We start from the raw sequence: 13,046 nt of genomic DNA, 5'->3' as shown, positions 1-13,046 counted from the left end.
AACTATTGGCCTAAGATAACGTTAGTTTGACTGTAACTGCCACAGGCAAAATAAGAACGGTGAGGAAACCCTTGGCATGAGTTCAGGCGCCGATTTGCTTCGAATCGAGAATCTCGAGGTTTCCTTTTCGATGATGGGCGGCAAGATTGATGCCGTGAGAAATTCCAGCCTGCGTATTTTGCCGGGCAAGGTGACGGCGCTTGTGGGCGAATCCGGCTCGGGAAAGTCCGTCATCGGCCAGACCATCATGGGAATTCAGCCCCGCACGGCGCAGGTCAAGGGTCGCGTGCTGTTTTCAGATCCAGACCGTTCCGAAAAAGGCGCAATCGATCTGCTGCAGCTGGAGCCCGATGGCAAGCCCATGCGGGCTATCCGGGGAAACCGCATCGGTCTGATCTTTCAGGAGCCGATGACCTCGTTTTCCCCGCTGCACACGGTGGGCAACCAGATCGATGAAGCCATACGCATCCACTCGGTTCTGACGCCTCGCGAGCGGCAGGAAAAGATTGAGGAAACGCTTGACCTCGTCGGCTTTTCCGACCCGAAAAAAATCTGCAACATGTATCCTTTCGAGCTTTCAGGCGGCATGCGCCAGCGCGCCATGATCGCTATGGCGCTGATCTGCCGCCCGGCACTTCTGATCGCCGATGAGCCGACGACGGCCCTTGATGTGACCATACAGGCGCAGATCCTGAAGCTGCTGCGCGATCTGCAAAGCCGTTTGAACATGAGCATGCTGCTGATCACCCATGATCTCGGCGTCGTGGCCAATATAGCCGACGAAGTGGCCGTCATCTATCAGGGCGAAATCATGGAATCCGGCCCGGTCGATGATATCTTCCGCGCGCCCTCCCACCCTTATCTCAAGGGCCTGATGGCCGCCGTTCCGCATTTCAACATGAAGCCAGGCGAAAGGCTGAAAGCGCTTCGTGATGTCGTCATCGACAAGGAAAGCCTGATCGGGAAGAAGACCGAGGCCGTGGACAAGACCAAGGGTGTCCTGCTCAGCGTCAACAATGTCAGCAAGACCTTCTCTACCCGCAAATCAAGCTGGTTCAGCTCGGGCAAATCCACCGCGACCAAGGCAGTCGATGGTGTGAGTTTCGATATTTATCGCGGCGAGTGCCTTGGACTTGTGGGCGAGAGCGGCAGCGGCAAAACGACAGTCAGCAAGATATTGATGCGTGCCGTGCGTCCTGATGAAGGGTCCCTGACATTTCACAGCAAGACAGGCGATATCGACGTTCTCAACGCTCGGGATGATGATCTGCGGGAACTGCGCACCAAGATACAGATGGTGTTTCAGGACCCCATTTCCTCGCTTTCGCCGCGCATGACAATCAGCAACATTCTAAGCGAGCCGCTTGAGATACACGGCCGCGGCGATGCGAAATACCGCGCCGAAAAGGTTCGCAATCTGCTCAAAGCCATCGGCCTTGGTGAAAGCGCGCTCAACCGCTATCCCCACAGCTTTTCCGGTGGGCAACGCCAGCGCATCGGCATTGCCAGAGCCCTGACACTAGGCCCGGAACTGTTGATCTGCGATGAGCCCGTCTCGGCGCTCGATGTTTCGGTTCAGGCGCAAATTCTCAACCTTTTGAAGGATTTGCAGAAGGAGCTCGGCCTGACTTACCTGTTCATCTCCCACAATCTGGCCGTGGTGGATTATATGGCGGACCGCGTTGCCGTGATGTGCGAGGGAAAAATCGTGGAGCTTGCGCCGCGCGAAGCATTGATGCGCAATCCTGTTCACCCCTACACGAAGTCACTGCTGGCCGCCGTTCCCTTCCCGGATCTCGACCGCCCGCTTGATTTCAGCACCATCGCCAAGATCAGCGCCACTGGCAAATTCGATTGGGGCAAACAGTTTCGCCAGAGCGATGACAGCGATCTGATCACGGCCGATCTCGGCGGCGGTCACCTTGTGCTGGCAAACGGAAATGTTGATGTTGCGGAGTTACGCTCGTGATCACGCGTCGAACGACCCTCGCCCTCCTCGCATCCGTTTTCGCCCCGTTCAAGGCATTTGCCGCCTATACGGATTCGGCGTTTCTGAAGGAAAAAATCGACAAGGGTGAGTTGCCGCCGCTGGAACAGCGGCTGCCGACAAACCCCCGCGTGATGAACCTGAAAAGCCTCGGTCGCGAGCCGGGCAAACACGGCGGTTCGGTGCGCATGCTGATCGGTGGTCAGCGCGACATCCGCCTGATGCCAATCAATAGCTACGCACGGCTGGTCGGGTATGATGAGAGCTTCAACTTCCAGCCGGATATTCTGGAAGGCTATACGGTCGATCAGGAGCGCATCTTCACGCTGAAGCTGCGCGATGGCCACAAATGGTCTGACGGCAGCGACTTCACGACAGAAGATTTCCGCTATTTCTGGGAAGAGGTAGCGATGAACCGCGAGATTCATAAGGGCGGCCCGCCCATTGAACTGCTGGTCTATGAGAAGCCACCGCTGGTGGAAGTCATTGATCGCCTGACGGTGCGCTATACGTGGGAAGGTCCGAACCCGGACTTTCTGGCCAAGCTTGCAGGCGCCTCACCTGCGCGCCTGTGCCTGCCGGCTGCCTATATGAAGCAGTTCCACGCGAAATATCAGACAGCGGAAAATCTTGCCAAGCTGGCCAAGAAGAACAAGGTGGATGACTGGAGCAGCCTGCATATCAAGATGTCCCGGCAGGTGCGGCCTGAAAACCCGGATCTTCCGACGCTGGACGCATGGCGCAACATCACCTATCCGCCCTCGGAACAGTTCATTTTCGAGCGCAACCCCTACTATCATCGCGTCGATGAGAACGGCCTGCAACTGCCCTATCTCGACCGCTTCCTGCTGAATGTGACCTCATCGGAAATCATTGCCGCCAAGACCGCATCCGGCGATAGCGACCTGCAATTCATGGGGCTCGATTTCAACGACTATACCTATCTGAAAGATGCGGAAGATCGCTTCCCGCTGAAGGTCAATCTCTGGACGCGCAGCCAGGGTTCGCGTGTCTGCCTGTTGCCGAACCTGAACTGCGGCGATGAGGTCTGGCGCACATTGTTCCGTGATGTGCGCATGCGCCGTGCCCTGTCGGTTGGTATCGACCGGCATGAGATCAACATGGTCTGCTTCTATGGGCTTGCCAAGGAAAGCGCCGACACCGTCCTGCCGGAAAGCTCGCTGTTTCGCCCGGAATTTGCCAAGGCATGGGCTGACTTCAATCCCGCTATGGCGAACGCACTTCTGGACGAGCTGGGTCTGACCAACCGCAATGACAAGGGCGTGCGCCTGCTGCCCGATGGGCGGCCTGCCCATATCATCGTTGAAACGGCTGGCGAAAGCACGCTGGAAACAGATGTGATGGAACTGGTAACGGACCATTGGCGCAAGCTCGGCATCTCGCTTTCCAGCCGCCCCACGCAGCGCGATGTGTTTCGCAAGCGCGCCATGGGCGGCGAGGTGATGATGTCGGTGTGGTTCGGCATGGACAATGCGGTACCCACGCCGGACATGCTGCCTGCGGGCCTGGCACCCACAGGTGACGATCAGTTGCAATGGCCGGTCTGGGGTGTCCATTATCTCTCCGGCGGGCGCGAAGGTACGGCACCGGACCTTGCTGCGGCGTCCAATCTTCTGGCTCTGTTGAAGAAATGGCGCGTCAGCATCACCGAGGAAGAGCGGCGGGCCATCTGGCTGGAAATGCTGGAGATTTACTCGCAGCAGGTCTTTTCCATCGGCATCGTCAACAGCGCGCTGCAGCCCATCGTGCACGCGGCCAGAATGCGCAACGTGCCGGAGAAAGCGCTCTACGGTTTCGAGCCGACCTCCTATCTCGGTGTCTACATGCCAGATGCGTTCTGGTACGACGGAGACGCATGACATGCTCAGATATATTCTAGGGCGCCTTCTGGTAATGATCCCCACCCTCATCCTGATTTCGATGCTGGTCTTCACCATCATCGAACTGCCACCGGGTGACTATTTCGAGAGCTATGTCTCGGAAATGCGGGCCATGGGTGAAACCGCCAATATGGCCGAGATCGAGGAGCTGCGGGTCCGTTACGGCTTCGATCAGCCAGCTCCGATCCGGTATTTTCGCTGGGCAACCGGCATGCTGGTCGGCGACTTCGGATATTCCTTCGAATACCAGCTTCCAGTCAATGAAGTCGTCGGCGACCGCCTTTGGCTGACCATGCTGGTGTCTTTCGTCACCATCATTGTCACCTGGATCATCGCCTTTCCCATCGGCATCTATTCCGCCACACACAAATATAGCTGGGGTGACTACGGCCTGACATTCATCGGGCTTTTGGGCATCGCCATTCCCAATTTCATGCTGGCGCTGATCCTCATGTACTTCGCCAATATCTGGTTCGGCACCTCAATCGGCCACCTTATGGACCGTGAATATTTGAACCAGGATATGAGCTGGGCGAAGTTCAAGTCCATTCTGGAGCATCTGTGGATACCCGTCCTCATCATCGGCACGGCGGGCACGGCTGGAATGATCCGCCGGTTGCGCGCCAATCTGCTGGATGAGCTGCAAAAACAATATGTGGTCACGGCCCGTGCAAAGGGCCTGCACCCCTTCAAGGTCCTGACGAAATATCCGCTGCGCATGGCGCTGAACTTCTTCATCTCAGATATCGGCTCGATTTTGCCTGCCATTATCTCAGGCGCTGAAATCACAGCCATTGTTCTCTCGCTGGAAACGACCGGCCCGATGCTGATCCGCGCCCTGCAAAGTCAGGACATGTATCTGGCTGGTTCCTTCCTGATGTTCCTCGCATTCCTGACGGTGATTGGCGTGCTCGTTTCCGATATTGCACTGGCCATTCTCGATCCGCGCATCCGCTTTGGAGGGGGTAACCTGAAATGACCACCTCCCTTCCAAAGCCAGGCGAGCCATTGCCGCATTTCGTCTCCACGGCACCGTTTGATCCCAGTCTCGTAGAGCCCACGACATCAGGCATGGCCTCCTTCAATAAAGCCTCGCAATTCAGGCTGATGTGGTGGCAGTTTCGACAGCACAAGCTGGCCCTCTATTCCGGCGCCTTTCTGCTGTTCGTCTATCTGTCGATCATGATCTGCGAATTTCTGGCGCCCTATAATCTGCACACGCGCAATGTGGAGAATATTTACGCGCCCCCGCAAGCCGTCCATCTTTTCCATGATGGTGAATTCATCGGCCCCTTCGTCTACGGACGAACCATGAGCCTCGACATGGAAAACCTGCGGCGCGTCTACAGCGACGTGCCGACGGATGTGCAGAAGCTGCGCTTCTTCTGCCGGGGTGACGACTACAGGTTCTGGGGTCTGTTCGATAGCAACGTGCATCTGGTCTGCCCTGCGCAAGATGGCCAGATGTATCTGCTCGGCACCGACCGTCTTGGCCGCGATGTGCTGTCGCGCATCATCTATGGCGCCCGCATTTCGCTGACAATCGGCTTGCTGGGTGTCGCCATGAGCTTCGTGCTCGGCATTGTGATTGGTGGTCTCGCAGGCTATCGCGGCGGTGTGTTCGATTTGATCGTCCAGCGCATCATCGAAGTGCTGCAATCCATTCCCAGCATTCCGCTGTGGCTGGCGCTGGCTGCCATCATGCCGGTCACGTGGAGCCCCATCCTCGTCTATCTGGGCATCACACTTATTCTGGGGCTTCTGGACTGGACTGGGCTTGCCCGTGCCGTGCGCTCCAAGCTTCTGGCGCTGCGCGAGGAAGACTATGTTTTGGCTGCGCAACTAATGGGTGCCAGCACCCCGCGCATCATCGGCAGACACCTCATTCCCGGCTTCATGTCCCACCTGATCGCATCCGCGACGCTCACAATACCGGGCATGATTCTGGGTGAAACCGCACTCAGCTTCCTAGGGTTAGGCCTTCGCCCACCGATCACAAGTTGGGGAATTCTGCTCACAGAAGCGAGAAGTGTGAGCGTGATAGCCCTTTATCCATGGCTTCTTCTGCCGACAGTACCGGTAGTCCTCGTCATCTTGGCCTTTAATTTCTTCGGCGATGGACTACGTGATGCGGCTGACCCTTTTAAATAACCACGGACTGTCCAGTGCCCCATCCAACCAACAAGACCCGTCATGCGAACCGCAACAAGAGGTGCTGTCCATGAGCACTCGCCTGAAAGACGTGCGCATCTTGATGTATAGCCATGACTCGTTCGGTCTCGGCCATTTGCGCCGTTGCCGAACCATCGCCCATGCGCTGGTCGAGGATTATCGTGGTCTGAACGTTTTGATCATTTCAGGCGCGACAATCGCCGGTGCCTTCGATTATCGCGCCCGGGTGGATTTCGTCAAAATCCCCAGCGTCATCAAATTGCGAAACGGCGAATACACCTCGCTCGACCGGCATATCGATCTTCAGGAAACCCTGAAGATGCGCCGCTCGATTATCTATCACACCGCCGAAAGCTTCCAGCCGGATATCTTCATCGTCGACAAGGAACCCATGGGTCTGCGCGGAGAGGTGGAGGAGACGCTCGCCTATCTCAAGGAAAAAGGCACCAAGCTCGTCATTGGCCTGCGCGACGTGATGGACGCGCCGCAACTGCTGGAAGCCGAGTGGAAGCGCAATGACATCCTCCCCAAGATCGAGCGCTACTACGATCACGTCTGGGTCTATGGTCCACCTGATTTCCACGATCCGCTCTTGGGGCTGGATGTGCCGCCGAAGGTGCGCGACAAGATGGATTTCGTCGGTTTCCTGCAACGCTCGAAGACCCAATCGGAAAGCACATCGCATCGCACCGAAGGCGATTACATTCTGGTGACGACGGGCGGCGGCGGCGATGGCAGCGAGCTGATCGACGACGTGATCAATGCCTACAAGGCCGACCCGGAGTTGACGCACAAAGCCTTGATCGTTCTCGGCCCCTATATGCCGGGCGAGCAGCGCCTGCGCTTCATGCAGAACACATCCGATATTCCCTATATCGAGATCATCGAATTCGATAATCGCATGGAAGATATCGTTGCCGGGGCCAAGGCCGTCGTGTCCATGGGTGGCTACAACACGGTGTGCGAAATCCTCTCCTTCGACAAGCCAGCCCTCATCGTGCCGCGCATTGTGCCGCGTGAAGAGCAGCTGATCCGTGCCAGCCGCGCATCGGAACTGGGCCTGTTTGACATGCTCCTGCCTGAAGATGCAGAGAACCCGTTGCTCATGGCGCAGGCGCTCAAGGACCTGCTTAAGCGCGCGCCTCCCTCAGCCAATGGCCGCAACCTCAAACTTGACGGGCTGGAAAACATTTCCAAACGGATTGCGGAGTGGCTTCAACCTGAAGACATCGCCAAAACCGCCAATGCCTGAGCCTGGGTCTGAACCCAGAAAGAGACGCTGATATCGTGACCGGCAACAAGAAAATCATGGTTCTGCTGAAGGGCTACCCGCGCCTTTCAGAAACTTTCATCGCGCAGGAACTGCTTGGCCTTGAGAAGGCGGGGCTAGAGCTGGAACTTGTTTCCATGCGCCGCCCGACAGACAAGAAGCGCCACCCGGTGCATGATGAAATCCGCGCCAAGGTAACTTACCTGCCGGAATATCTGCATGAGGAGCCGGTGCGTGTCCTGAAAGCCCTGTGGGCTTGCCGCAGCAAGCCCGGTTTCGGACAGGCGCTGCGGCGTTTCTTTGGGGACCTTCGCCATGATCTCTCGCGCAATCGCTTTCGCCGTTTCGGACAGGCTGCGGTGCTGGCGCATGAATGGCCTACCGACGCCGGCTGGCTGCACGTTCATTTCATCCACACGCCCGCATCGGTTGCCGCCTACACACATCTGATCACCGGTATTCCGTGGACGATTTCCGCCCATGCCAAGGATATCTGGACATCGAGCGACCGCGATCTCGCCGCCAAACTGGGCAGCGCCCGCTGGGCCGTGACCTGTACCGCCAGCGGCTTCCGGCACCTGCAAAATCTTTCCGGCGAAAAAGCCAATGTGCATCTGAGCTATCACGGCCTCGATCTCACGCGCTTTCCACACAATGACACCCCGCGACCGCCTCGCAATGGCTCCAATCCGGATGATCCCGTCCGTATCTTGAGCGTTGGCCGGGCCGTGAAGAAAAAGGGCATCGATATTCTCTTGCGCGCGCTGGCGGCGCTGCCACCATCGCTGCACTGGCAATTCACCCATATTGGCGGTGGCGACGAGCTGACCACGCTTAAGGCGCTGGCAGCAGAACTCGGACTTTCGGAGCGGATCACCTGGACAGGGGCGATGGACCAGAAACAGGTGCTGGAGCACTACCGCACAGCGGATCTCTTCGCACTCGCCTGCCGCATCACCAGCGATGGTGACCGCGATGGACTTCCCAATGTGCTGGTGGAAGCAGCAAGCCAGAGCCTTACCTGCATTTCCACCAACATCTCAGGCATACCGGAATTCTTCGTGGATGGTGAAAACGGATTGCTGACAGCGCCCGATGATCCCGCAGCCTTTTCCCAGGCGCTGCAAAGCGCTATCATCGACCCGGACCTTCGCTCCCGGCTGGGAATGGCGGCAGAGAGCCGCGTTCGCACCGCATTTGACCACCGCAACAGCATTACCGAGTTGAAGGCACTGTTCGAGCAGGAATGGGAGAAGCCCCTGTGACCGCAAAGAAACCCGCACCCCGCGTCTTTTTCTATGTGCAACATCTGCTCGGCATCGGCCACATTGCCCGCGCCAGCCGCGTTGCCCGCACCCTTGTCGCAGACGGTTTCGACGTGACCCTGGTGACGGGTGGAACGCCTGTTCCGGGCTTTCCGGGCGAAGGTATACGCCACATCGAACTGCCCCCCATCGCCGTCAGCGACGGCAGTTTCTCAGGGCTTGTCGATGCCACGGGGCAGCCGGTAGATGACATGTTCAAGGACAGCCGCACCAGCATGCTGCTGGGCGCCTACCACGGCACCAGACCCGATATCGTCATCATCGAAGCTTTTCCCTTCGGGCGACGGCAGGTGCGTTTTGAACTCATGCCGCTTTTGAGCGCCATCGAGCGCAGCATCGAGCGTCCGCTTGTGATGACATCATTGCGTGACATCTTACAGGAACGCGCCAAACCCGGCCGCGACGAAGAAACGATTGCGCTCGTCAAAAAGCACTTCGATACTGTTCTCGTGCATGGTGACCCGAACTTCGTGCGGCTGGAAGAGACCTTTCCGCTGGCCGACCAGATCAGCCAGCGTATCGTCTATACCGGCCTTGTCGCAGCCCCGAGGCAGGAGCCACCGCAGGACAGATTTGATGTCGTCGTTTCCGCAGGCGGCGGCGCTGTCGGGGCGGCCCTCATCCACGCAGCACTGGACGCTGCACCCATGATCGACGAGGTCAAGAGCTGGTGCCTCATCACGGGTCCAAACATGCCGAAAGCGGATTTCGATGCCATTTCAGCGCAGGCTGGTGAGAGCATCTCGGTCTTCCGGTTCCGCAAGGATTTCGCAAGTCTGTTGTCAGGCGCGAAGCTTTCCATTTCGCAGGCCGGTTACAACACCGTCTGCGACATCCTGCAGGCCAAGTGCCGCTCGCTCCTCATTCCCTTCGCCGCCGGTGGCGAAACGGAGCAAGGCGCGCGCGCATCGCGACTGGCAAAACTGGGGCTTGCCCATGTGCTGGAAGAAAGCGCCATATCACCCCAATCCATGGCAGATGCCATCCAGCAGGCGTTGAACCTACCGGAGCCGGGCGAGATCGATCTTGATCTGAATGGGGCGGCGGGCACATCCAAAATATTGCGTCGTCTTTATGATGAGCGGGAATTCGACAAGCTCAATAATTGATCTTTTCCCGCCGGAAACCCAGACCAATCAGCCTGCCTGCCAGATGGGCGAGCAGTGGAAAGCGCATGATGGCCAGCACGAAGGCGGGTGGCCCCTTCGCCTTTTTGGCATCGGCCTGATCCTTCTTGTTCTTGCTGCGCATCATCAACTGCAAACGCTGCGTCGCCTTTGTCGGGAAAGTCCGACGCTTCTCGATGGCGGCCAGATCGGTATCGGCAATCGAGCGCCGGGCCGATAGGATCGGGATGAGCACATTGGCCGCCGCCACCGCATCCTGAATGGCAAGATTGACACCCACGCCGCCGATTGGCGACATCGCATGTGCCGCGTCACCAATGCAGATCACCCCCGGCTTCCACCATTGTTTCAGACGGTCGATGCGCACCGTCAGCAGCCATGCATCGTCCCAGCTTCCAATTTCCGACAGGCGTTCACGTGGAAGAGGGCATACTTCGGCAACGCGCTCTCGAAAAGCCTCCAGACCCTGATCCTTGAATTCGGCGTAGGAGCCTTTGCGCACCACATAACCGCATTGCCAATAATCGCCGCGATCGATCAGCACGAAGCCCTGTCGCGGACCGGCATGTCCCATGGTCTCATCAGGATCCCCATCCTGTTTTGACAGGCGCATCCAGACCACTTCGGTTGGAACACCAAAGCTCTCGATTTCCAGACCGGCCTTTTCCCTGACGATTGAATTGCGCCCGTCAGCTCCGATCACCAGATCGGCTTCGATGTTAAGCACGCCTGCTGGTGTCTCGACAACAAGTCCGCGCACCCTGCCGTCATCCTGGATCAATTCCTTGACCGGCGCGTTCATCAGCAATCGAAAGTTTTCGAACTGTCCCGCCTTGCCGGCGATGAAGTTCAGAAAATCCCATTGTGGCATGAAGGCGATGAAGCGGTTTTTGACCGGCAACCACGAGAAATCGGCAATGGCTATTTTCCTGCCGCCAATTTCAGCATGCAGCTTTTCTGCCCGCGTGTGGGGCAGCGCCAGAAACTCCCTGATGAAGCCGAGCTGCGCGATGATCTCAAGCGTCGAGGGGTGGATGGTATCACCACGAAAATCCCGCAAGAAATCGGCGTGTTTTTCGATGACGGTGACATCGACATTGGCCCGTGCCAGCAAAAGCCCCAGCATCATGCCCGCCGGCCCGCCGCCTGCAATCACCACCGTGGTTTTGATAGAGCGAACGCCTTGCGTTTCAGCGTGATCCATTGACGTCCCTTTTGTCGGTCATCCTGCGGAACTGACCACGTTATTCGGATGCGGCCAGCCATTCGCGTCGAAGCGGAATATCCATTCGGAACGGGCGAAGATAAAAGCAAATGCCATTGCCGTCCATGTTCCCAAAAGGAGACCTGCTGCCACGTCGCTTGGATAATGCGCACCGACGATAACCCTGGACACACCGATAACAAGGGCCAGCCCGATAAACACGAAGCGGAAACGCGGTATCAGCATCATGAAGGCTCCAAAGAAAGAGCCTGCGGCAGTTGAATGTCCGGATGGAAAGCTCTCATAAATATGATCGCCCGTGAAGGGTGTGAGGCTGTAAGCCCCCATTTCCAGCAACAGTTCAGGCCTTGCCCGCCCGATCAGGAACTTCAAGAGATGGACGAGGATGCTTGCCGTGCCAATCGTCAGAAAGAAATACAGGAGTAATGGCCATGCCTTGCCAATGCGTGTGGCATAGGACGACCGCGTCAGCACACGCGAAACGACATAGGCGAGAATGGCCAGAAGACCTGTGCTGTAAAGCATCCAGCGGAACGTTCCGAAATCGGTTATGGCATTGTTGAAGCCGACGACCGGGGCTGGCAATGCTTGCGCCCGCTGCGAAATTACGGGATCAAACGGAATGAGGACCAGCACCAGAACGAGGGTCGCCGCCAAAATCCAGCCACTGGAAACAAAAAAACGTCGCATGCTATTTCTCTTCGTGAGTAGTCATGGACTATGCGTTTGGTGTCCCCCAAAAACAAGAGTGGCTTTCCTTCTTGTTATACCCACCTTTCGCTTGTAGACGCTTGAAAGACAGAGTTGAGAAAATTCGGATAAAGATGACGCATTCCAAGGGCCCGACCTCCCCCGAAAAGCTGACCATACTGGGCTCCACCGGTTCCATCGGTACGAACACGGTTGATGTCGTCAATCAACTTGGCGGACGCGACCGGTTCGATATCATGGCGCTGACCGGCGCTGGCAACATAGCGCTGCTGGCCGAGCAAGCCCGTGCGCTGGGCGCTAAGCTGGCTGTAACGTCAGACGAGGGCAATTATCAGGCTCTGAAAGAGGCGCTTGCTGGCACCGATATCAAGGTTGCGGCTGGCAAAAGCGGCTTGCAGGAAGCAGCCAGCATGGATGCCGACTGGGTCATGGCAGCGATTGCCGGAACGCCCGGCCTTGAGCCGACGCTGACGGCGGCGCAGCGCGGTGCCAATATTGCGCTGGCCAACAAGGAATGCCTCGTTTCGGCGGGAGACGTCTTCATCCGCATCATGAAACAGGGCGGCGGCACGCTCATACCTGTTGATAGCGAGCACAGCGCCATTTTCCAGTGTCTGGAGCCCGCAAACAAAGCCAATGTCGAGCGTATCGTACTGACAGCATCCGGCGGTCCGTTTCGCACCTTCAGCCGCGAACAGATGGCGGGTGTCACGGCAGACATCGCCCGCGCCCACCCCAACTGGTCGATGGGCCTCAAGGTTTCCATCGGCAGCGCCTCCATGTTCAACAAGGCGCTGGAAATGATTGAGGCGAAGTACCTGTTCGATCTTCGCCCCGACCAGATCGAGGTGATCGTCCATCCGCAATCGATCATTCATTCCATGGTTGCCTATACGGATGGATCGGTCATTGCCCAGCTGGGCTGCCCGGATATGCGCACGGCCATTGCTTACGCCCTGACCTATCCCGCACGCGGCGAGATTGACGTGGAACGACTGGATTTCACCAAGCTCGCACGACTGGATTTCGAAGCCCCCGATGAGGTTCGCTTCCCCGCTTTGCGGCTGGCCAGAACCGCACTGGAACGTGGCGGGGCGCAGGGCGCAGTATTGAATGCCGCTGACGAAACCGCGTTCCACGCCTTTGTGGATGGTCAGATCGGCTTTCTCGATATGGCCGATATTGTCGAGATCGTCATGGCTCGTCTTGATAACGGACAATCGGCCCAGACGATGGAAGATGTACTGGCTGCGGATGCTGAGGCGCGCGTTCATGCGCAAGAAGCGATCCTTCAAAAACAACAGTTCGCCTGAAGGCTCCACATCTAC

General features: G+C 57.6%; 10 protein-coding genes. 8 read left to right on the top strand and 2 right to left on the bottom strand.

Going from position 1 to position 13,046, the window contains the following annotated elements:
• The first annotated feature begins 76 nt into the window (after window positions 1-76).
• The 7 genes from ACQZ51_RS16250 to ACQZ51_RS16220 all read left to right on the top strand — a co-directional run bounded on the left by ACQZ51_RS16250 (window position 77) and on the right by ACQZ51_RS16220 (window position 9,764).
• Window positions 77-1,969, top strand: a complete 1,893-nt coding sequence (locus tag ACQZ51_RS16250) for an ABC transporter ATP-binding protein (RefSeq protein WP_448778702.1) — start codon at window positions 77-79, stop codon at window positions 1,967-1,969.
• Window positions 1,966-3,867: an ABC transporter substrate-binding protein gene (locus ACQZ51_RS16245; RefSeq protein WP_448778700.1), complete on the top strand. Its 1,902-nt coding sequence runs from the start codon at window positions 1,966-1,968 to the stop codon at window positions 3,865-3,867. Before ACQZ51_RS16250 ends, ACQZ51_RS16245 begins: the two co-directional genes overlap by 4 nt.
• Before the next feature lies 1 nt (window position 3,868).
• Window positions 3,869-4,867, top strand: a complete 999-nt coding sequence (locus tag ACQZ51_RS16240; RefSeq protein ID WP_448778698.1) for an ABC transporter permease — start codon at window positions 3,869-3,871, stop codon at window positions 4,865-4,867.
• Window positions 4,864-6,039, top strand: coding sequence for an ABC transporter permease (locus ACQZ51_RS16235; protein WP_448778696.1), 1,176 nt, complete (start codon window positions 4,864-4,866; stop codon window positions 6,037-6,039). The genes ACQZ51_RS16240 and ACQZ51_RS16235 overlap by 4 nt, the downstream gene beginning before the upstream one ends.
• A gap of 70 nt (window positions 6,040-6,109) precedes the next feature.
• Entirely contained in the window at window positions 6,110-7,312 is a 1,203-nt protein-coding gene (locus ACQZ51_RS16230; RefSeq protein ID WP_448778694.1) for a glycosyltransferase family protein, read from the top strand.
• Window positions 7,313-7,368: 56 nt separating this feature from the next.
• Complete coding sequence (locus ACQZ51_RS16225) at window positions 7,369-8,595, top strand: glycosyltransferase (RefSeq protein WP_448778795.1); 1,227 nt, start codon at window positions 7,369-7,371, stop codon at window positions 8,593-8,595.
• Window positions 8,577-9,764: a glycosyltransferase family protein gene (locus tag ACQZ51_RS16220; protein WP_448778692.1), complete on the top strand. Its 1,188-nt coding sequence runs from the start codon at window positions 8,577-8,579 to the stop codon at window positions 9,762-9,764. The genes ACQZ51_RS16225 and ACQZ51_RS16220 overlap by 19 nt, the downstream gene beginning before the upstream one ends.
• Here ACQZ51_RS16220 and ACQZ51_RS16215 read toward each other — a convergent pair.
• Together ACQZ51_RS16215 and ACQZ51_RS16210 are read right to left on the bottom strand one after the other, a co-directional pair.
• Window positions 9,754-10,986, bottom strand: coding sequence for an FAD-dependent oxidoreductase (locus ACQZ51_RS16215; RefSeq protein WP_448778690.1), 1,233 nt, complete (start codon window positions 10,984-10,986; stop codon window positions 9,754-9,756). The genes ACQZ51_RS16220 and ACQZ51_RS16215 overlap by 11 nt on opposite strands.
• 18 nt (window positions 10,987-11,004) lie before the next feature.
• Window positions 11,005-11,697, bottom strand: a complete 693-nt coding sequence (locus ACQZ51_RS16210) for a phosphatase PAP2 family protein (protein WP_448778689.1) — start codon at window positions 11,695-11,697, stop codon at window positions 11,005-11,007.
• Between the two features lie 134 nt (window positions 11,698-11,831).
• Between ACQZ51_RS16210 and dxr the strand changes: the two genes are divergently transcribed.
• Window positions 11,832-13,031, top strand: a complete 1,200-nt coding sequence (gene dxr, locus ACQZ51_RS16205; RefSeq protein WP_448778687.1) for a 1-deoxy-D-xylulose-5-phosphate reductoisomerase — start codon at window positions 11,832-11,834, stop codon at window positions 13,029-13,031.
• Window positions 13,032-13,046 lie beyond the last annotated feature (15 nt).

The organism is Agrobacterium sp. CG674 (genome assembly GCF_053521645.1).
This window is presented reverse-complemented; position numbering and strand designations above follow the sequence as displayed.

Coding starts and splice junctions, on each gene's coding strand:
- ACQZ51_RS16220 (WP_448778692.1), top strand. CDS start 8,577: ATGGGAGAAGCCCCTGTGACCGCAAAGAAACCCGCACCCCGCGTCTTT.
- dxr (WP_448778687.1), top strand. CDS start 11,832: ATGACGCATTCCAAGGGCCCGACCTCCCCCGAAAAGCTGACCATACTG.
- ACQZ51_RS16250 (WP_448778702.1), top strand. CDS start 77: ATGAGTTCAGGCGCCGATTTGCTTCGAATCGAGAATCTCGAGGTTTCC.
- ACQZ51_RS16215 (WP_448778690.1), bottom strand. CDS start 10,986: ATGGATCACGCTGAAACGCAAGGCGTTCGCTCTATCAAAACCACGGTG.
- ACQZ51_RS16225 (WP_448778795.1), top strand. CDS start 7,369: ATGGTTCTGCTGAAGGGCTACCCGCGCCTTTCAGAAACTTTCATCGCG.
- ACQZ51_RS16230 (WP_448778694.1), top strand. CDS start 6,110: ATGAGCACTCGCCTGAAAGACGTGCGCATCTTGATGTATAGCCATGAC.
- ACQZ51_RS16235 (WP_448778696.1), top strand. CDS start 4,864: ATGACCACCTCCCTTCCAAAGCCAGGCGAGCCATTGCCGCATTTCGTC.
- ACQZ51_RS16210 (WP_448778689.1), bottom strand. CDS start 11,697: ATGCGACGTTTTTTTGTTTCCAGTGGCTGGATTTTGGCGGCGACCCTC.
- ACQZ51_RS16240 (WP_448778698.1), top strand. CDS start 3,869: ATGCTCAGATATATTCTAGGGCGCCTTCTGGTAATGATCCCCACCCTC.